Annotated in this window: 15 protein-coding genes; 5 read left to right on the top strand and 10 right to left on the bottom strand. The window is 65.3% G+C overall.

Translation table 11 applies throughout. The features are described 5' to 3' along the window. Positions 1–49: 49 nt before the first annotated feature. Positions 50–520 carry a site-specific integrase gene (locus BO39_RS23220; RefSeq protein WP_043838047.1) on the bottom strand — a complete coding sequence of 157 codons (471 nt, stop codon included), beginning with the start codon at positions 518–520 and terminating at the stop codon, positions 50–52. 475 nt (positions 521–995) lie between these two features. Here BO39_RS23220 and BO39_RS23215 point away from each other — a divergent pair, with 475 nt between their 5' ends. Beyond that, positions 996–4340 carry a hypothetical protein gene (locus tag BO39_RS23215; RefSeq protein ID WP_156963841.1) on the top strand — a complete coding sequence of 1115 codons (3345 nt, stop codon included), beginning with the start codon at positions 996–998 and terminating at the stop codon, positions 4338–4340. Between the two features lie 371 nt (positions 4341–4711). Here BO39_RS23215 and BO39_RS23210 read toward each other — a convergent pair whose 3' ends face one another. Then, a complete protein-coding gene (locus tag BO39_RS23210; RefSeq protein WP_043838043.1) occupies positions 4712–5653 on the bottom strand; it encodes an alpha/beta hydrolase family protein in 942 nt (313 codons plus the stop codon). A 116-nt stretch (positions 5654–5769) separates the two neighbouring features. Between BO39_RS23210 and BO39_RS23205 the strand changes: the two genes are divergently transcribed. Further along, the gene (locus tag BO39_RS23205) at positions 5770–6693 is read left to right on the top strand and encodes a LysR family transcriptional regulator (RefSeq protein ID WP_043838040.1); all 924 of its coding nucleotides are present in this window, start codon (positions 5770–5772) and stop codon (positions 6691–6693) included. Positions 6694–6827: 134 nt separating this feature from the next. Here BO39_RS23205 and BO39_RS23200 read toward each other — a convergent pair whose 3' ends face one another. After that, on the bottom strand, positions 6828–7499 hold the full coding sequence (locus BO39_RS23200; RefSeq protein WP_211257536.1) for an HAD family hydrolase: 672 nt from the start codon (positions 7497–7499) through the stop codon (positions 6828–6830). A 129-nt stretch (positions 7500–7628) separates the two neighbouring features. Continuing rightward, positions 7629–8114 carry a GNAT family N-acetyltransferase gene (locus BO39_RS23195; protein WP_211257535.1) on the bottom strand — a complete coding sequence of 162 codons (486 nt, stop codon included), beginning with the start codon at positions 8112–8114 and terminating at the stop codon, positions 7629–7631. Between the two features lie 272 nt (positions 8115–8386). Between BO39_RS23195 and BO39_RS23190 the strand changes: the two genes are divergently transcribed. After that, on the top strand, positions 8387–8863 hold the full coding sequence (locus BO39_RS23190; RefSeq protein ID WP_043838037.1) for a DUF892 family protein: 477 nt from the start codon (positions 8387–8389) through the stop codon (positions 8861–8863). A gap of 194 nt (positions 8864–9057) precedes the next feature. Here BO39_RS23190 and BO39_RS32830 read toward each other — a convergent pair whose 3' ends face one another. From BO39_RS32830 to BO39_RS23170, 6 genes are all read right to left on the bottom strand, one after another. Beyond that, complete coding sequence (locus BO39_RS32830; protein WP_156963840.1) at positions 9058–9846, bottom strand: hypothetical protein; 789 nt, start codon at positions 9844–9846, stop codon at positions 9058–9060. Between the two features lie 154 nt (positions 9847–10000). After that, positions 10001–10894 carry a metallophosphoesterase gene (locus BO39_RS23185; RefSeq protein ID WP_043838035.1) on the bottom strand — a complete coding sequence of 298 codons (894 nt, stop codon included), beginning with the start codon at positions 10892–10894 and terminating at the stop codon, positions 10001–10003. Positions 10895–11740: 846 nt separating this feature from the next. Beyond that, the gene (locus tag BO39_RS23180; RefSeq protein ID WP_043838033.1) at positions 11741–12241 is read right to left on the bottom strand and encodes a hypothetical protein; all 501 of its coding nucleotides are present in this window, start codon (positions 12239–12241) and stop codon (positions 11741–11743) included. 92 nt (positions 12242–12333) lie between these two features. Continuing rightward, the gene (locus tag BO39_RS23175; RefSeq protein WP_084698409.1) at positions 12334–14229 is read right to left on the bottom strand and encodes an ABC transporter ATP-binding protein/permease; all 1896 of its coding nucleotides are present in this window, start codon (positions 14227–14229) and stop codon (positions 12334–12336) included. A 1101-nt stretch (positions 14230–15330) separates the two neighbouring features. Continuing rightward, complete coding sequence (locus tag BO39_RS32825) at positions 15331–17043, bottom strand: hypothetical protein (RefSeq protein ID WP_156963839.1); 1713 nt, start codon at positions 17041–17043, stop codon at positions 15331–15333. 289 nt (positions 17044–17332) lie between these two features. Beyond that, positions 17333–18097, bottom strand: coding sequence for a hypothetical protein (locus tag BO39_RS23170; protein WP_052402504.1), 765 nt, complete (start codon positions 18095–18097; stop codon positions 17333–17335). 273 nt (positions 18098–18370) lie between these two features. Between BO39_RS23170 and BO39_RS23165 the strand changes: the two genes are divergently transcribed. Together BO39_RS23165 and BO39_RS31445 are read left to right on the top strand one after the other, a co-directional pair. Further along, positions 18371–18655, top strand: a complete 285-nt coding sequence (locus BO39_RS23165) for an acyl-CoA thioesterase (RefSeq protein WP_342666341.1) — start codon at positions 18371–18373, stop codon at positions 18653–18655. A gap of 261 nt (positions 18656–18916) precedes the next feature. Next, a protein-coding gene (locus tag BO39_RS31445; protein ID WP_156963838.1) for an IS5 family transposase occupies positions 18917–19689 on the top strand; the annotation gives its coding sequence in 2 pieces (ribosomal slippage) (positions 18917–19244 and positions 19244–19689; 774 coding nt in all). The last annotated feature ends 10 nt before the right edge of the window (positions 19690–19699 follow it).

Below are 19699 nucleotides of genomic sequence, written 5' to 3'. Positions count from 1 at the left end.
GTCAGCCCGCAGGCGCTGCCGTCGTGTTGAATGTTCAAGGTTAGCTTGATCAATCCGCGTCCTCCGGCGCACCCCAGATCCCTCTCGTCAGGGTATTTCGCCAAAGGTCGGCCGGCCGGAGGTAGGCGGGGGCGACATCGGCGGAGCGGTGGCGGATCTGGCGCATAACCTGGGCGAGGTCGGCGCCGGCCTCGCCGGCGGCGGTGACGAGCCCCGCGCGCAGCGATGACGAGGCGCAGGTCGCGGAGGTCAGGGCGAGGCCGGCGAGGCGGTGGGCGGCCTGGATGGTGGCGAGGTGAACGCGAAGGCTGACAACCGTGAGGCCGCGGTCGGCGCCGCGGACGGCGTACATGGCGAGCGTCTCGGCGTCGCCCGCCAGCGGTTCACGGCCGAGGGAAGCGCACCACGCCTCGAAGGCGCTCCAGGCTGAGCGGTAGGCGCGGCGGGTGCCCTCGCCGCGGGCGCGGGTGGCGTAGACGGCGGCGCGCGCCGAGAGCGCCTGCTCGGCGGTTCCGGGCACCCGCAGGTCACCCAGCAGCCGCGTGTGCAGCAGCAGGGTTTTGGCACGTTGCGGCGGGGAGGGGGCTCTTCGGCATCCATGCGTCCCCTGGGCCCCCCTTCCGTCCGGACAGGGGATTAGCGGACGGAACGGAGCGGCCCGTCGCGGGACGCGGCGCTGGCTTCCCGCGAGGCAGGAAAACCTCAGCAAAACCGGGTATCTCCCACAAGTAAGGCACGATAACCCTCTAGCAGCGTGCGTGATAGGCAGGGTAGGGGCCCTTGCCACAATCGGCGGGCGCCGTGAGGTTCAGCCTTGCTCGGGCCATCAGCCAGGATCTCATCCCTGCTATCCGGCTAGTATCCCGAGCCGTCCGGATCTTCGGCAAGCAGAGAGTGCAGCCTTGTTTGGGCATTTGCCGCCGCACCTACCATGCGCGGTCTCGTCTCGAGAGAGCAGTCGGTCTAAGATCGTTGCGGAGATGCTCTCTGCCACCATGTCAAACATCGATCATAGACGGGCTGTTAAGGCGACGAAGGTCCGCCTCCTGGCATTAGCGCTCGCCGCCATCGCGCCGGCCTCGCTCAGGCCAGCGCCCGCGGCCGCCTTCAGCGTGTCAGAGGCTGTCCGTGCCTTCTACGACCTTGCCAATCCTTGGGGCATCGCTCTCTCGCCCGACGGGCAGCAAGTCGCGATCTCGGTGCTAACGGGCGAGGATCAGCGGCGAGTTGTCGAGTGGGCCCAGAGACGGCGCATCGGCGTCTTCGCCGCCGAAGATGGGACCGGCCGTCGCGATGTCGGGCCAGTGTTCGCCTCATCCGGCCCTTTCGCCTTCTCGCCGGATGGCCGCCGCCTGGTTTCTGTCCGCTTCTGTCTCACCGAGGCCGAGTGCGCGACCCACGACCCGAACCGGGGTACCTTTTTCGTCGAGACGGACCTTGAATCTGGGGAGGAGCGTGTCCTTCACCGGACGCTCCTCGGAGCGGTTCGCTCCATCGCCTACGACGCGCTGGAGCCGCGGCGCGTGCTGTTCTCGGCCGACGGGCTGCAAAAGGACGGCTCGCCGAACCTCCTCGCCTCCTTCGAGCAGCCATCCGACCCAGCGGCACCACCGCGTGAAGCTGTCCTCCTCCGCTGGGGCAGGGCTGATGGCTACATCTGGCGCATCCTTGGAGGCTCAGCCGAGCGGCGAGTGCTGTTCTCGGGCGACTCGTTCGACGACACGATCCCTGGACTGAGGGAGGAGGCGCGGGCACTCCCATCCGGCGACAACCTCGGCACGCTCCGGCTCTTCGCGTGGGACGTTGAGGCGGGCGGTACACCCGCGCGCGTCGTGACCGTCCCGCTCGCGCCCCGCGAGGGGCCGGCGCCGCGCTTCGCACTTCCCCTCGCGGCGACGCCGGACGGCTCACGCGTCCTGCTCGCCGCCACCGTCCCCGGGCGGCCCAACATCGCTTACGGCCCGGGGAACGGCTCGTTCGGGCTCTCGACTGACCTCTACCTCCTGGAGGCTGGGCGTGCCGCGCGCCTCACGCGCCTCTGCGGCATCGTGCGGCAGGCTGCGATCACTCCGGATGGGCGCCGGGCCGCGGCCATCGCAGGAGCGGCGGTGACGCGTGGACGCGGCTACACGCCCACTGAACTCTACGGCCTCGACGTGGATGCCGCTGCAGCATCGGCCGGGATTCTTCCGCACCCAACCGGTATTCTCGCCCGCGAATGGGGGACCGACCCTTCTATCGTCGAGGCCGCCGCGACCGAGGCAGCCTGCTCGAGCACCTGGCCCGATCCGCCCCCGGGCCGTACCAGCGCGGCCGACCTGCTCCAGCGCGTGGCGGCTCTCGCGGAGCGGCATTCGATCGCGGACCCGGCGGTGGTGGAGGCCGCGCTCGCCGTGCGCCTTCAGCCCGTTCCGGAAAGCTCCGGGAACGAGACCCGCTATCGTGTCGTGGGCGAGGACCTCGCGTATGGCGAGGCAGGGCACGCCTTCCCCGCCTCGGAGTACCGCGTTCGCCAGAGCGGCGGGAGCGCCCCCTTCCGCGAGATGACAATCGGGCTCGCGCGGACAGGGCCATGCGTCACGCTGTCCGACGTAGTCGACGTCCTCGGACCGGACTACCGCGACGAGCGTCCGCGTGGCGGAGGCATCAGCTTCCTCCATCACATGCATCCACGGCCCGTCGGCGCGGGGCGGAGTGAGGTGGACACCGCCGTTTATGAGCGCGGGACGGCAACAACGACATTCCGTATCGGCATCCGCTTCGGCTTGGAACGCTGCGCGGATTTGATCACCCTCTCCGAGAGCGCGCGCTTCGATAGTCCGGCCCTGCGCTCCCCGGCCGCCCTCGCGTGCCGCGCGGCACCAAGTGTCGCCTGTCTTGCAGACGTTGCTGCCGCAGCCGCCGCGGAGTCGGCGAGCGAAGCCGCCCTCGGGGCGATCGCCCGCGGCCTTGCCGGAGCTGGCCGCATCACTGAGGCGCAGGCGATTGCCGAGCGGCTGCCGAACCGGTGGGCGCAAGGGGAGGCGAGGGGGCGGATTGCGCTGCTGGAGATCGCGGCCGCGGCGAGAGAGCGGCCCGACGTGCTGGCCGACCTTGCCCCGCTGGAGGCAACGGCCGCCGCCGCCGAGTTTCCAGCCTCGGATCGCCTTAGCCTCTACTTCCGCCTTTCGCGCCACCTCCTCGGCCTGGAGGACCTTGAGCCCGACGGCACGTTCCTCGTCGGACCCTACGCAGGGGCGCTGCGTAACGACAGAATTGCCTACGCCACCGTCGATGAGCTGCTCACCCGCTGGCGGGCGGCTATCCAGGAGTTGCCGGCAGTGAGTGCCGAGCCGCGCCAGCCGACGCGCAGCGGAGCCCTACGCTCTCTCGCTCCCGTCCTGTTCGCGCGTGGCGACCTGGCCGGCGCGGCCGAGGCCGTCGAAGCCGCGATCGACGTAGGCAGGCTGCAGCCGAACCTCATCGCCGAGGCTTGGGCAGAGATCGGGGACGTGGCGCGCGCGACCGCGGCAGAGGAGGCCCTCCCTCAGCCGCGAGCCTCCAGCTTCTGGACCCTCGCACGGACGATGCGGCAAGTGGGGGAGCCACCTGAAGCGATCCTGCCAGTCCTCCGCCGCGCCATCGCGCTCGGGTCTCCCATGTTGCGGGAGGTCATCCGTCTCGTCGCTGACCTGGGCGACCTTGCCGCTGCCCGGACACTCGCGGCAGAAGCTGCTGCGCGGGCGCGCGCCGCCCCACGGATCCGGCGCGCGGCCCTGACCGCCGAGGCCACGCTGCTATACCTCGACCTCGGTGACCGCGAGATGGCGCGGACCCTCGCCGAGGACGCCGCCGCGAACCTGCCGGATGGCCTCCCGATGCCGTCGAGCCTCGCCGTCGCTTTCTTCCGCCTCGGCGAGCAGCAGCGGTTCGTGGCTGCGCTGCCGCTCATCGACAGGACCGACCGTGCCAACGTCTGGTACGCCCTCGTGCGCGACCCCAGCCTCGAGCAGGACGCCTCCGTCGTCGCGGGCGCCGATGCCTGGCTGCGGCCCCACCTCCTCGCCGAGATCGCGCTACGCCGGATCGCCGAGGGCCGTGGCGGTGAAGTGCCCGCCCTTGTCCGGGCTATCATCGCGGGCGAGCGGATTGGCCGCGACGAGAGGGGCCCACTACTCGGGGTCAACGCGGTGCTCGCTGGGGCCGCCCGCCTTGCCCAGGCCGTGGACGATCGCGCGCTTGCCGCCGAAGCCCTGCGGCTGATGGCGGGGGCAGCGTTCGATGCCGAACACCTCGCTCCTCAGAACCTAGCGGCTGTCGCGTCCTTCTGGCGGCGCCGGATGCCTGACATCGGTCGCTGATCCGCAACTAGGGATCAGCATCCTTCGCTTCCGCCGCCCCCGCACGATAATCCCCTACTTATCGTGCCTGATGGGCGAGGGGGGACTCCCAGCACCGATCCGAACGGCCAGCGCTGGCCGTGAGCGGCAGTTCCGCTCTTGGGCGGAGCGTCGAGAAACCTGCCATCAGAGGACATGCTGCGACTTGGCTGGTCCGGACCTGAACAGAGCTGGACCTTGGCAGGATGCGTCCCGTTGCAGGCTGGCATCATACCGCGGATCAGCTCGCCAGTGATGCGCTCGGCCGTTGCGACCCAGTGGGCTCCGCTTTGTGAACCCACCGGGTGGTTTGAAATGCTGGTCCCCTACTACGGTGCTGTTCAAACCCGCCTCTAGCCCACGAAACGACCGAACCAGTCGATCATCGGCTCCGAGTTCGCGGGCAGGTAGTTGTAGCCGTCAAAGCGCCGGTTCGTGCCCTCGATCCAGAGGAGCTCCTTCTGTTCGGTCGGCATGGCGTCGAAGATGGCCTGCACGTCGTCGGGCGTGGTCAGGGTGTCGTTCCGAACCTGCAGGAGCAGCGTCGGGACCGTCACGGCCGCGGCATAGGGCGGCATGTCCATGTCCTTCAGCTCCATGCTTGTCGCACGCCGCAGGGCGTCTGTTACTTCGGGGAGCGCGTCCGGCATGCCCATGTGACCGAGGATCGTGCGGTAGAAAGCGCTCAGCGAGATTGGCTGGGGGGCCACGATCGCCCGGACGTCCCGGAACTCCTCCGGATGCTTGGCCAAGCCGACCATCGTGGCGTTCATGCCGCAGCAGCGGCTGAGGAGGCCGATCTTCATCTCACGCAGGTCAGGGCGTGAGCGCGCGTACCGCAGGGACCCGACCACATCGCGGTATTCCCGGATGCCGTTGCCGATCACGCCGCCACTGCCGGCGGCGCTCTGGCCGAAGTTCCGCAGGTCGTAGGCCAGGACATTGTAGCCCGCGTCATGGAGATGCTTGTAGTCCGGCATGAAGTTGACTTCGATGTTGTTCCCGCTTGCCTTCCAGGCGTTGCCATAGGGCTCCAGGTGGCCGGGGAACCCGTAGCGGTTGGCCCAGATCGGGTGGTTGGCAATGATCAGGCGATCGCTGTCTGCCGGGATGAACCAACCCTCGATCGTCACGCCGTCCATCGCGGGAAAGAAGACGTCCGAGTACGCCAGGCCGTCGTCGGCCGGTGAGCGGAGAATGGGCGACCGCGGCGAGTTCGCCATCATCGAGACAAGGCCAGCGACCAGCTCGGTGCGGGTGGGATGGGTCGTCGCCGCTTCAGCTACCTGGGTCATATGGAGTGGGTCCTCTTCGAAGCTCAGCCTGTTTGGCTGGCACCCCCCTTCTGCACCTTGCCGACTGCGCCGATAATTCGTTCTATCGCGCACGGGCTGTACGGAAATCCGGACACGTGTCCACGAACCTCACGGACCTCAATGCGTTTCTCGCTGTCGCGCGTGCGGGTGGGTTCCGCGGCGCGTCCCGCAGCACGGGCGCGAGCGCATCCACGCTAAGCGAGCAGGTCCGGCGGCTGGAGGAGCGCCTCGGCGTCCGGTTGCTGCACCGGTCAACCCGCAGCGTGACCGCGACCGAGGCGGGTGCCCGCCTGATGGATCGTCTCGTTCCTGCCCTGGGCGAGGTCGAAGCCGCCCTGGAGACCATGAAGGGCTTTCGCGACACGCCCGCCGGGACGCTGAGGCTCAACGTACCCGTCGCCGCCGCGCGCGTCGTCCTGCCGGGGATCCTTCCTGGCTTCCTGGCCCGGTACCCGCACATCGAAGTCGAGATCGTCGCCGAGGACAGCTTCATCGACGTGCTCGCCGCCGGTTCGGACGCTGGCATCCGGTACGACGAGCGTCTCGAGCAGGACATGATCGCGGTGCCCATCGGCCCGCGCGTGCAGCGCCTCGCCCTTGCCGCGGCGCCGGACTATCTCCGGAGACGAGGGGAGCCCGCCCATCCCCGGGACCTCCTGAACCATGCTTGCCTGCTCGGCCGCTTCCGGAGCGGAGGATTAACGGGACCTTGGGAGCTGCAGCGTGGGGACGAGGCCGTGAGTATCGAGCCGCGCGGCCCGCTCATCGTCAGCGTGGCCGGCGCGATGGATCTGGCCGTTGACATGGCCGCGGCGGGCGCAGGCATCATCGGCTTGTTCGAGGACTGGCTGCGCCCGCATCTCGACAGCGGTGCGCTCCTGCCGGTGATGCCGGAGTGGTGGTCCTCCTTCCCAGGCCCGTTCCTCTACTACTCCGGGCGACGGCTTGTGCCGCCTCCTCTTCGCGCGTTCCTGGATTTCATCAAGGAGCAGCCACGCGAGGGATCGGGGCAGAGGTAGAACAACAGGGCGAAAGGTATCCCGCCGCTCGATCGTATTTTCCCAGCTCGCTTCTTGAGGTCCGCTCACCACCCCACCCAGCGCTTGCCCCTCAGTGAGAGGCTGGTTCCAGTGCCAACCCGAGGTGCGCCCATCTAACCCAACAAGGTACGGACGCCGTGCAGGTCGGCAGCGATTGAACGGCAGAGCGGCCTGATCTCGTCTGTCGCGGGCAGAAGGTCAGGGACCATGATCGTGTGCATGCCGGCAGCGGCAGCGGCACGAACCCCGTTGTAGGAGTCCTCAAGGGCAAGGCATTCTGCAGGGGGCACACCAAGCATCTCGGCAGCGCGCAGAAAGGGATCCGGCGCGGGCTTTCCCCGAGCATAGTCGCCGGCGGCGACGATCGCGTCAAAACGGCCGGTGAGAGCATGAAGTTGAAGGTTGTGCTCCACGTCATCCCGGCTGGACGAGGTGCAGATCGCGCGCGGAATCCCTAGCTCATCCAGGCGGTCCAGCAGCTCCACGGCACCGGTCTTGAGCGCAAGCGTGGCCCTCATAAGCTGGCAGTGCCGCAACCAGGCCGCGCGGAACTCCTCGACATCGTAGGCAGGGCCGATGTGCTCCTGTATGGCGAGGCGGTTAGTCGCCCAAGGACGCCCAACCAGCTTGAGGAAGTCGGCAACCGTGAAGGCGTGCCCCAGTTCGCCAGCTGCGGCGAGGATAGCATCCCGATAGAGGGCTTCGCTGTCGAACAGCAGCCCGTCCATGTCGAAGATCACAGCAGCCGGGAACACGCCGAGGATAGTTTCCGAGGTCTTGAGCATCCCTCCTTCATGGCTTCCATCGTGCCGGTCGGCAAATGAAAGTCTGGTTTCCACTCCGAACAGCGGTGGCTCTTGCCTGGGTGGCTAACCGCGGCAGGCAACCCGACGCAGGCTTAACCCCCCAGCCAGTCAGAGCTCGCGAAAGTAGCGAGCGACCGGCCATCGGCGAAACCCGGCATTCTCATACGTTGCTCTCGAAGCCGCATGTCCGGGATCATCGCCCGTCTCGACCATGACAATCCTCATCCCGGCTCGCCGCATCTCGCACTTGGCGCGCTCCATCAAGCACGCGGCGACGCCCTTCCGTTGGCACCCGGGGTCGACGGCCAGGATATAGATTTCGCCCATCCTGTCCTGAGGGTGCAGGCGCAGTCCGACCCAGCCCACGATGGCCCCAGCGGCCTTGGCAACAAAGGTTTTCTCGCCTTCGTCCCTCAGGAACTTGCGAATGTCCGACACTTGGCGCGCTGCCCAACCATCTGGATAGAAGGCTTTGAACACATAGTTCGGAACCGCGGGCTCGAGTTCCTCGAACACGGGCGCCCAAGCACGGATGGAGATCTCAATGATCTCTGCCTCGTCCCCGGACGAGAAGGGACCGATCTCGATGTCCAAGTGCCGCTCCATGCTTGTGCCGAACTGAAGTCCTTAGCGGCCCACCGCCAGAGCGTCAGCTTCCATCCCCTTCAGCGGCTTCACCTGCTTCGCAGGTCTGCCACGGGCATTGCAATGGCACACTCGAAGATCGGCCAGATCGGTGATCCTGTCTGTTCAATCACCTCACAACCTTCATCGAAGTTTGTTCTGTCGAGCAAAACGTCGGCAGTCTAAAGCGTTACTGCTGTCCGTGACTGGCCATGACGGTTGGTGCTCGGAGGAGAGAGAACATGGCCGACGACAATCTGAAGCAGATCGTGGCGCAAGGTCTCAGCGCGATGAAGGCCGGGAGCGACGTCGCTGCCAAAGCCACCGACGAGATCAGCAACGATGTGAGTTCCCCCGAGCTGAAGGCCGCGCTGCAGGAGGGCAACCAGACCTCGCAACAATGGGCCCAGCGGATCGATCGGGCGATGCAGCAGGCTGGCAACGGGCAGCAGGGCGACAATCCCGTGCTGGAGGCGCACTATGAGGTGAGCCGCCGCATTCGCCAGCAGGCACCCGACAGCAATAGCCGCGACCTCGGCATCATCGCCAACGGACAACTCGCGCTGCACTACTGGATCGCTGCTTTTGGAACCATGGCCAACTACCTGAACAAGCTAGGCTTGGAGGACGCCGGGCGCGAGATGAAGCAGTCCACCGACGAGGCAAAGCAGGCGGACGAGAAGCACACGATGCTGGCTGAGCAACTGCTGCGTAGCTGAGCGGCTGGGGTGGGGGCCCGACCGGATTATCAGGGAAGGTCCGCTCTTCACCTTTCCGGCGCTAGACTCTGACCAGGGGCTTAGCGCCGCCCTCGGCCTGAAGCGGACTTAGAATATGCGGCCAGGGGCCCTTTGGCAGCTGACAGGCCACGCGTTCCTCGCACCAATGTCGCTGGTCCACATTCAATCGTCAGCTATTGCTTGACGACTATAGGATCTTCGGGGGGGCCTGCCTCAGCAGGGCCGGTCACAACGAAACTTTCCAGTAGTGTCAAAACGCGTGTGCGAAACCCGCGCCAGTCAGCGAGATAACCCCGGTCTACCAGCACAGAAACTTCGAGATCACGCCACACCAACATCCACATGCATCTCAGTTGATAACGCTGTGAGGGTGCTCGGTACGGCAGGAACAGGTCATGCACCGAAGCACAGAAGATCGCCTCCGGTAGAGGCGTGCCCGCGAGATCGAGCCTCGGCTCATCCGGCACGAACAGATCTTCGCGTCTTGTAGAGTTAGGAATCGATGCGGGCAGCGCGCGGTAATAGGTGAGCCCTTGCGGAACTAGCGGCCCATTTGGACCATCAAGCCGGTCCGCCTGCTCCGCTGGAACGTGGTTCTGGCCCTCCGCACGGATGATGATACCTCGTCGGACCCAGTCGTGACCGGGGAAGCGCCGCTGCCCGCCAACAGCGACGGTGATGGTATCGCTTAATTCGGTCCGTGCACCATCAGGGACACTCGTCGGTTTATACGGTCGCAAGTCATCAGCGTAGGCTTGGATATCGAAGCCATAATTTCCGAAGACGAACCGGGCGTATGACTTTGGTAGATGGACGGTGATGCCCCGAATGGTTTGCTCGTAGTGGTCCGGAAAAATGCGAGCGGGGCTCAATCCTTGTGCTGCCGCAGGGCTGGCTATACCGACATGAAGCCCAACACACAGCGCGGCCACATGGCCGAGGCAACTCAAGTAGGCGTACATTCGGTTACCTCTGAAGCTTCATAGAGGATCGTGCCCAGTTCGTCCTGGCGCAATCGGTTAAGTCCGCTCACCGCCCTATCCACCGCTTGCCCCCGCCTGGGCCGCTACCGCGGCAGGCGACCTCAAGCAGATGTACTTGTTGAGGCTGAAACACTCAGGCGAGATGAACGAGGGTGAGTTCAGGCGGGACGCCCAGGCGAACCGGCATCATGCTACAGCCCAGGCCACCCGACACGATCAGGTTTCGCGCCTGCTCTACCACCAAGCCGTAAGCGTACCGGTTCCCATAGGCCGAGGGCACCATGGGGGAGTAACCATTTACCCGGACCTGCCCACCATGCGTATGGCCTGACAGCGTCAGGGAGATGCGCGCCGGTACGGAAGGGAAGATGTCCGGCTCATGGGCGAGCAGGATAGCCGGCGCATCGGTACTGATCTGCGCCAGAGTGCCTCGGAGGTCATCAGCACCTTGCCGCCTTCGGAAAGCCCACATGCTATCAGTGCCGCAGAGCCAAATTCCGTCGCGCCCGTGGGGTAACAGCGTGGCGGCATTCGCTAGCACCGGGACGCCGGCACGGTTCAGGTGCCCTTCGATGGCGGGCCTGCCAGTTCCGCTTCGCTGCACCTCCAGGTCATCCCACCAGTCGTGGTTGCCTAGCACGGCAAACCTTCCGAGCGGCGCATCGAGTTCTGCCAAGATGGCAGCCACTTCCGTCATAGGAAGTCGCTTCGACACGAACCGGTGGTGAGCAGGTAAGTCCCCAAGGACGATCTGAATATCGGGCTGCAAAGAATTGGCGAGCCGAACAATCCCTTGCAGGCGGGAGAGCGGCATCCAGGGCTCGCAGCAGTGCGGGTCTGCAAGCAGGCAAAGCGTCATGGGTGGTCGCTCACCCCATCCGGGGAGCGACAGCCGATACTCCTGGACGATGAGACGGTAGCCGGGTTCCAGCACCACGGCGTAGGCCGCGACCGCCCCGGCCGAGGCCAGAACGGCAACACCCCCGAGCGAAGCCGTAAGGAAGCGGCGCCTCGTGAGAGGTTCCATGGGTGGGTTCCCTATGGGGCATCTGGGGCAGCAGATGCAAAGGCTGGTTCTGAGCCCACGGCTAGCGACTTCTTTCGCACCGTACACCCTGCGTATGAGAATTGTATCATTACGGAATCAAACTGCACTAGGACCGCTTCCCACCCCTTGCGGCTAATTGCTGCTTGGGCAGCGATGTCCGCTTCCGGGAGGCGACAAGCCCCACGCGAATGGCCGGGGTGGGCGCAAAGCAGCAGTAGAACTGGCCGACTGACCAAGTCCGTGTTCCCCCAGTCGTCTACCGCGCCTCGCTGTGTTGACGGTCAGACCTGCGGCCGGCTCTGCTCCGCCACCTTGCCCCAGATGCACTGAGGGCGGCCTGGGCGGGGGAGGGGGCGCGCTGTAGTTCATGCGCCACCTTGACGTCCCCTTCCGTCAGGAAATGAGGATTAAAGGACGGAATGGTGGGAGAGGGCGGGGAAGTAGGCCCGCCGCATGGCGATGCTGGGCCAACGGCCCATAAAATCAGTGCGTTAGGCCGCTCAAGCGACCACTTAAGCACGATAATTTATTATTATCGTGCGTAAGGGTTGGAGAAGGGGCAGTTGCCACGGTGCTGCGCCTGCTGGGGCGCACGGAAGGCTGGTGCAATCGCACTGGGGTACTCGCCGGATCAGCCGAAGACGGCGGTGAGCTCAGGAGGGGCGTGCGCGGATGACGGATGGTTCGCGCAGCAAACCGGGGCTTTCTGGCTTTCGGCACATTGGAAGCAGGTCATGACGCGGGTTCCGCGAGGAGGGCCGCCGGTGACGCCGATTGTAGGCTCGCCTGCTCGAGGCTCGTCACTGCCCCGGTTGCTCCCCCTAATCATCGGGGTGGGAAAGGCCAGCGCTGAGGCGTCACGGGCTCATCAAAGCTCGAGGGGTGGATGTACACGATACCATGGACCTCGCACCCGCCCCGTACCGCCGAGGCGTCGTCGTCGATCATGACGGTGATGCCCGCCTTCTGGCAGGCGCGGCCCTTCCACCCGTCCCAATAGCGCTCGGTCAGGGTCTCGGCACCGTTCCAACCGCGTCGGCGCTTCGTCATGATGCGGTTCCAGGAGTAATGCGCCCAGCCTGAGATGCTGAGGATTGCCACGAAGTCCGCGCGGCGCGGGGCGCCAGCGTAGTAGGCGCCCCGCAGCAGTGAGAAGACCTCCTCCTCGAGACCGTGAGAGCGAAAGGTCACAATCCAGTGCCGCTTCGCCGGAAAACGTCGAATGTAGTCGTGCATCAGGGGCGAGTTAGGATGTCCCATCAGGGTGCCGTCGAAGTCCCAGCCGATGTTGCGGTGGGGTGCCAGCAGGGCATCGATCTGGGGCATACGGCCGCCTAGAGCAGACTGTGGCAGGGTTCAACACTCAGTATCGAGGACACGCGGCTCAAGCGGCGTACGGGACCTTCGCCCTTCTTGGATCAGGTCCGCTTGGGCCGGCCTCGAAGGATCCGTGCCACGCCTCTGCGGGCCACACTTACAGGACCGCCAGCGCCACTGCGGCGCCCGCGCGTAGTGACGGTGCGCTGCCGACGCGGCGCCATGAGCTTGGCCCCATCGGGTGACCGCATGAGCGTTAGCGTGCGATCATGGAAAAGGTCCAGACCCGGGCGGTGGCCGATCGACACAAGTGCGCTGTCCGATAATTCTTCCCGGAACAACCCCATCATGGCGTCCTGATTGGCTTCATCCAGAGCGGCTGTTGCTTCGTCCATGAACACCCACCTCGGGTGGTGCAGCAAGAGGCGTGCAAAGGCAAGCCGCTGCTGCTCTCCCAGAGAAAGCATACGGTCCCAGCGCTCATCCTCGTCCAAACGACCCGTCAGGTGCGCCAGCCCGCAGCGCTCCAAGGCGGCTGTCACAGCAGCGTCGGGGAACTTTTTAGGGGCAGCAGGGTAGGCTATGGCGCCGCGAAGTGTCCCGAGTGGCAGATAAGGGCGCTGCGGCATAAACATCATATGGTCTCGCGGCGGCACCCTGATCTCCCCGGAACCCCACGGCCATACACCCGAGATCGCCCGGAAGAGAGTCGACTTGCCGGTACCGCTCTCCCCGACGATCAAGACCTTTTCGCCCGCCTGGATCTCGGCATTAGCCTCGCCAACCAGGATGTTACCGTCTGCCTGTGCGATCTGGAGATCACGGAAGGCCAACACCTCCCGCCCGTCCGGCAAAGGACCTTCGGTGACGCTGATCCGAACCTCTCCTGCGTCCAGGAGGTCAGCTGAGTCCAGGCTGTCCTCGAGAGCGACCACGCGCTCAAGGTGGGAGCGCCAGTCAGCAATGCGTGGGAAGTTATCCACGAACCAGTTCAGTGCCCGTGTCACCTCGGCGAAGGCAGAGCCGATCTGCATGAGAACACCGAGCGTGATCGCCCCGGCGAAGTAGCGGGGACTGGCCACCAGGATCGGGAACACCCCGGCCACCATGCCGTAGGCTGAGGTCAGCCACATCAGCCGGCGCTCACTTCGCATGAGGTCTTTCATGACCAAAACGACGTGGGAGAACGACCGTCGCAATCCGCGATCCTCGTCCGCCTCTCCCCGGATGAGGGCTACACCCTCACTGTTCTCGCGGATCCGAATGAGAGCGAAGCGATGGTCGGACTCCGCCTCGTTGCGGCGAATATTTATGTCCACCATGGGCCGGCCCATGAAGTAGGTCAGCGTCGATCCGATCACGGCGTAGATAAGCGCGGCGAACACCATATAGCCTGGGATCTCGAACTCATTGCTGCCGAAGGCGACGAGCAACGGGCCGGACAGCGTCCAAAGGATGCCCACAAAGGAGACCAGCATCACGGCCGACTGAAAAAGTCCGACGGCCATGTCGACGGCCATAGCCGTCGCCCAGCGAGTGTTCTCACTGATCCGCTGGTCAGGATTATCGGCACTGCCTGGCAGGAAGTTCATCTGGTAATGACGGCTACCAGCCAGCCACCGTGCTTGCAGGCGAAACACCAGCCACTCCCGCCAGCGGAGTTGCAGCATCTGGCGGACGTAAAGTTGGAACACCGCTACCGCCATGCTGCCAGCGGTCAGCAGCAGGAAGGTGCCCATCTGACCGAAGAAGGCCGTCCGGTCACGAGCTTCCAAGGCATTGAAGAAGTCGCGGTTCCAGAGATTGAAGCGCACCTGGATACCGATCTGCACCAGCGTCAGTCCGATCACCCCTGCGGTGAGCAACCAAGCGGAGCGGCGCTCGTCGCCCGTATAGTAGCCACGAGCCAGCCGCCAGAAGCGGAGGATGAACCCCTCGCGGCCGCCGCCCTCATCGCCATCCACAGGGCTGCCCGGATCTCTGCGGCGATCGCTCATCGGTTAGCGGCTCCCTAGGGGCGGCTGGGAATTGATCGCTGGCCCGCCGTCAGCGCCAGAGACCGCTTGCATCGCACCGGGCTCGCCTAGCCGGTCCGCCAGTACTGCGCGGCCAACCTCGCTCTGGTACCCGAGACCTTCGGCTTCGAGACGTGCACCCGGCCTGAAGGACCGCCGGGCTATCTCTGCCGTCGCGGCGCCGCGGGGCAGCAGCACCACTGTTCCGTCCTCAAGGATCGCGCCAATGATCTCGCCTTGCGGAGCATAGTAGGGTGACCGGACAGCCCCGGTAACCGAGAGCCGCGCCGCCCCCTCGTTCACGCCTGTGCCTTGGCGCCTCCAGTAGAACCGATCCAGCACCACTGGCGTGACTTCACTGCTTGGGGCGAATGCAAGCATGGTGATGGCCGGCGCCGTACGGGCGCGTACTCCCCAGACAATCAAGGGTCGGCCCGGCACCGCGATACGACGGAGTTCATCGGCTACGTCCGGTGGGAAGGAGACCTGCGGCCCTTCGCGAAATAGTAGCGCATCCACCTCACCTCGCGGGTTTACCAAGAAGCGCTCGACCATCCCTGTGAACGACGGCAACTGGGTCGGATCGAACCACAGCTCGCTACTGTCTCCGGCCGCCTGTCGGGACTGCGCGAGCGCTGGCCACGCCGGCAAGGCGGGCGAAGACGCTGTTAGCGCGAGCAGAGTCAGGATCGGTCTGAAGCGCGCTGAGAAGGGAAAGGCGGGGCGCCACCGCGGCAGGAACATGATGTTGACGCCTCCAACCCCATTTCATTACAGAACGTCACCGGAAGAATTAAGCTTCATTGGCCACCGCTTTCGTCGCTGCCGGTATCAGAGGGAAGGGTCATGCCCAAGGTGAGCTTCTGCTGCTCAAAGCACAGCTCTCGATTCCCGCGGGGCCCAAAACGGGCCGAGGAGGCCGGCGCGGAGGTGGCACGACACGTGGCGCAACTCGGGTTATTGGTTTTGGACCAGGGCAAGGGGAAAGAAGCCCGATAGCAGGCGGCCTTTATGGCGGCGCCCCGATGCAACAATTGCATTGGCGAGCAGATCCATCAACGTAGGCTCGATTGGCCGTTCGCATCACCGCCAGCGACACAGGTGAACAAGCGTGGTCAGATTGTTCGGAAGCCTGACGCAGGAAGCGAGATCCAGGGAAATTCCGTACGCCGCAGCCACCTCGCGGTCGTAGTCGTCCGGGTCTTCCACAATCGCGAAAGCTGGCCCTGTGTGTGACTGCGCTGTTGTTCGGACTGCCTCGGCCATGGCTGTCCGAAAGGCAGCTGGCCCAGCTTCACCTGGATGCGGCGCACCGATGAAGCGTACTCCAGAGCCTGTTATGAATGGCGCTGTGAAGGACACCGCGGGTCCTACCATCGCTACCAGTGCTTCCGGGGGTAAAGTGACGTGCGTGACAGCAACCGCCGCTGCACCTTGGGGCTCATCGACCCAATGGAAGGGCTGGCGGTTCCACTCGGGATACAGAGTGGCGAGGGCACAGGCACCGAGCACGATGGCGACCCATCCCGTTCCAATCCGGTAGAACAGCTTTGTTCCTACTAGTCCATATGCGACAGCAAGCGCCTGCGCTCTGCGTAGCAGCAGATCACGTCCCATTGCCCAGACGGGCACGCCGAGCAGCGCCTCAACGGGACCTGCGTAACGCAGGATGCTGAACATGGCGAGCCAAGCGACATAGCCGGCAACGATGAACCCCATGACGGCCCAAGAGGCTCGCTGCGCAGCTAGCCTCTCCATCGGCAGGTGTTGTTGGGGCTGGTCGTCAGGAGCATTGTACGCTGACTTGGCCAGGCATCTCCACATCCCGGCTGCGGAAGCAATCAGCAGCGCTACCAGGCCGACCGCGAGGCGAGGATCAGCGACGGGCCACTCGGTTACCAGCCAAGCCGACCGGCGCGCCCAGAGCAGCGGATAAATAAGAGCCTGCCAAGCGCTACTTGGGAGAAAGCGCGTGTCACGGATGGTCTCCTGCGGGAACCAGGGCGAGTGAAAGACCTCGTTCAAGAATGGACCGAAAGGATTCCCAAAGCGCTCGAGCAGGAACCAAGCCCATGGTCCTCCCGTGAGCAGAAAGCCAACAGCGCCACCACTCCCGAGCAGGACCAGGGTGCGCAACTGCCGCCGCATGCCGAAGGGACCAGCAATCATCGCCGTAACCATCAGGGCGGGCGGAAAGATCATTGCGGTCAGCTTCAAGCCAATCGCAGCTCCTCCAAGCACGCCGGAAAGCAGGCGAAGGCGTGCCGCCCTGCCTGTCGCGAGGACGTCATCAGCTCTGGCGGCAAGGAGTAGCGCGAGCACCGCCCCCACTACGAGGCAGGCGATCTGGAGGTCGTTGAAGGTGGTGCCCGCCTCTGGCAGCGTCGCCGCTCCTGTCAGCCCGAAGGCGGCGACCAATGCGCTCGTTCCGGTCACCCGCTGCGGATCACCGTGGCAAACGATGTTGGTGATGAGGAGAACGAGAAAGGTGAGTAGGCCGAGGTAGCCTGCCTGCAGTGCAGCGATGAGACGCGGCGAGTGGTTCAGAACACTTCGGGTCATCATATAGAAGGGTAGATCAAGGGCGGGGTTGAGGAACGTGTGGCTTCCTGCTGGCGCAAGATCCAGGTTCCAGCGCCCCTCAAGCAAGGCATAAGCATTGTAGTAATGGTAGTTGCGCAGGTCCCAATTGGCGTCACGGCCAAGCGCGAGAGCAATGACAGCTGCCAGCGCCCAGGAGGTAAGGAACACGCCCCAACCCATTCGCACGCCACTAATTGGCCGCGACTGGTGCATCTGTCCCTCCCTGAGAACAAGCCTGGCAAGTTTTTGGAGCACGAGTAGATTGGTCGTATCTAGGTTTTGACCTCTGACAGAGTGGGCCTCGTTAGGGAACACCTTGGGGTCTGTTCCAACAGGCTTCGTGCCAGCTTCGACCGGCCCGTACATGGACCAGCGTGTGGCAGGCTATCCACGTGAATGGTTGCGCCGGCTTGATTGCAAAGCTGAAAGTCGTGCCCGATCTGCGGCATACCCCCCCCCTAAGTTCCTCATGCTTGTAAGGAGAAACCTCTGGCGGGAAGGTTCAGGGCCGCGGGGGAGGCGCGCCCGGCTCTGCATCACCTTCAGCGGCTCGCTTCCGGAGGTCGCCTTCGCGCAGCAGGTTCCGAAGCTCTTCATCGCCGATCTCGTCGCGCTCCCGGAGGTCAAGCAGCGTGCGCCGCTCCGCCGCCAGACCGTTAGCGTCCGCCACGTCGTCTCCCGCTCCGGCACTCTCCCGTGCCCTTGCCGCGAGCGTCCGAGCTCGCGTCTCCTCCTGCTTGGTGTCACCTCCATTCTGGAGGGCTGCTGCCCGCGCAGCGCGAAGCAGCGTCAGGCCCTGCAGACCAACCGAACTAAGGACGACCAGGGCAACCACGACGAGGAGCAGCCCACCTTCCGCAAAGGGGGTGCCATCCGGCCATGCCCGGGGAACGGAGAGGACGACAACGAGGCCGAGGACTGAGCGTGTCGAGGCCCAGGCCATCACCCCCGCTGCCGCCGCCCGCCCTGCCGCATGTTCTCCGGCGAGGGCGGCCGCAAGCGGGGGAAGGCGTGTCGAGACAAGGGAGTCAAGCCAGCCGAGCGCAATCACCGTGGCGAGAATGCCAGCCGCTGCTACTCCTGCCTGCCAAGTCTGCCAAGTCTGCCATCCGCCGGGACCGGTAAGCGCTTCCGGCACGGCGAGTCCGGCGAGGAAGAACAGGAGAGAGGAGACGAGGAGGCTCACCTCCTCCCAAAACGCCATGGCGGAGATGCGCGCCTCGGCCGAGCTGCGGGCCTCGCCTGCGACAAACTCGACGGTGCCCATGCTGACGCTCCTGTCCTGGCCGCCCTCGGCAGCTCGGCCGTGACAGAGGAAACGCAGGGCCGTCGGGATAGGTCCTCCCCGGCGACTTGGCCTCTGTGTTCCTTGGCCTCGAGGCGGCAGGCGAGTTTCTCGGCAGGAACCCGGACTTGATAACCCGATCGTGGCGGGCACGTTCCCCTGAATGTCTGAAGCCTCCGCTATGCGGCAGCAACGCCGGGGGCAGCGTTTAACTACCCACGTCGAGCGACTGTCGTCCAGCAAAGGAACCGAGCATTGACTGGAAAGCCTCCCGAGATCCCCGGCGGCGCACAGCTGCGGACGATCGCCATGCCACGTGACACCAATGCCGGAGGCAGTATCTTCGGCGGCTGGACCCTGTCGCAGATGGACTTGGCCGGGGGTACCCTTGCGGCCGAGCACGCGGAAGGACGCGTGGCGACCGTCAGCATCGACGCCATGCGCTTCCTGCGGCCCGTTTCGGTCGGCGACGAGGTCAGTTGCTACTGTACGCTGCAGGAGATGGGCAAATCGTCCGTTGCCGTCAGGATTGAAACCTAGGCTCGCGAACGCGGCGGCAAACCGGCAGAGAAGGTGACCGAGGGCGTTTTCACGTACGTTGCGATCGACGAGAAGGGTCGCCCGCGTGACCTCCCGGCGTCTGAGGCAAGATGACGATCAAGGCCCCGCGCCCGCCGCTGTCTGACGCTTGCCAGGGCCATCGGCAGAGCTTCGCCAAACCTTTCTTGTCGAGACTAGGGCCTGTTAGCGCTTGGATCCGATGTGCAGCCCTGACGTTCTCCTGGCTTTGGGGAGAGCGGCATGGGGCTGACGGACGAGCAGTGGTCGGTGCTGGAGCCGCTGATCGAGGCGTGCCGGCCAGCGGCCAAGGTACCGCCGCAGCATCTGCGACGGACCATTAGCGCAATCGTCTGGCGGCACGACAACGGGGCGAAGTGGCGGGCGCTGCCGGAGGAGTTGGGCCCGTGGTGGATGGCGGCCCAGACCTTCATCCGGTGGTCCCGCCTGGGCGTCTGGGAGCGCCTACTGGGTCTGGTGCAGGAGAGGGGTGTCTCGCTCGGGATGACCTTCCTCGACGGCACCTCGGTCCCGGCGCACCAGAAGGCGGCAGGAGCAGCCAAAAAGGGGAGACTGCGGCGGGACGGGACGCGCGTGAGGCGCTTGGCCGCTCTCGCGGCGGCTATGGCACCAAGGCCTGCGTGGTCGCCGACGGTTTCGGCCGCGCCGTCGCCTTCTCCCTGGCCCCTGGCCAAGCCCACGAACTGCCTCAGGCCATTCCCCTACTCGACCGCTTGCCCGGCGTGCCCCGGTGGGTGGTGGCCGACCGCGGTTACAGCAGCCACGCCTTCCGCGAGCACATCTGGAACCTCGGCGCCCGCCCCGTCATCCCGGCCAAGTGCAACGAGGAACCGCTCGCCTGTCCTGAGTGGATCTACAACAACCGCAACCTCGTCGAGCGTCTCTGGGCCAGGCTCAAGGAATGGCGTGCCGTCGCCACCCGCTACGAGAAGACCGCCGCATCGTTCCTTGGTGTTCTCCACCTCGCCGCTTCTTTCGACTGGCTCAGGCGTTAACAGGCCCTAG

It is taken from the genome of Roseomonas aerilata DSM 19363 (assembly GCF_000711725.1).
Classification (GTDB): Bacteria; Pseudomonadota; Alphaproteobacteria; order Acetobacterales; family Acetobacteraceae; genus Roseomonas; species Roseomonas aerilata.
Note: the sequence above shows the minus strand (reverse complement) of the source record. Positions and strands in the feature narration are given on the sequence as shown.

Excerpts from the sequence above, each read along its gene's own strand:
- BO39_RS23215 (WP_156963841.1), top strand. The coding sequence starts at position 996 with ATGTCAAACATCGATCATAGACGGGCTGTTAAGGCGACGAAGGTCCGC.
- BO39_RS23210 (WP_043838043.1), bottom strand. The coding sequence starts at position 5,653 with ATGACCCAGGTAGCTGAAGCGGCGACGACCCATCCCACCCGCACCGAG.
- BO39_RS23200 (WP_211257536.1), bottom strand. The coding sequence starts at position 7,499 with ATGCTCAAGACCTCGGAAACTATCCTCGGCGTGTTCCCGGCTGCTGTG.
- BO39_RS23190 (WP_043838037.1), top strand. The coding sequence starts at position 8,387 with ATGGCCGACGACAATCTGAAGCAGATCGTGGCGCAAGGTCTCAGCGCG.
- BO39_RS32830 (WP_156963840.1), bottom strand. The coding sequence starts at position 9,846 with ATGTACGCCTACTTGAGTTGCCTCGGCCATGTGGCCGCGCTGTGTGTT.
- BO39_RS23185 (WP_043838035.1), bottom strand. The coding sequence starts at position 10,894 with ATGGAACCTCTCACGAGGCGCCGCTTCCTTACGGCTTCGCTCGGGGGT.
- BO39_RS23180 (WP_043838033.1), bottom strand. The coding sequence starts at position 12,241 with ATGCCCCAGATCGATGCCCTGCTGGCACCCCACCGCAACATCGGCTGG.
- BO39_RS23175 (WP_084698409.1), bottom strand. The coding sequence starts at position 14,229 with ATGAGCGATCGCCGCAGAGATCCGGGCAGCCCTGTGGATGGCGATGAG.
- BO39_RS32825 (WP_156963839.1), bottom strand. The coding sequence starts at position 17,043 with ATGCACCAGTCGCGGCCAATTAGTGGCGTGCGAATGGGTTGGGGCGTG.
- BO39_RS23170 (WP_052402504.1), bottom strand. The coding sequence starts at position 18,097 with ATGGGCACCGTCGAGTTTGTCGCAGGCGAGGCCCGCAGCTCGGCCGAG.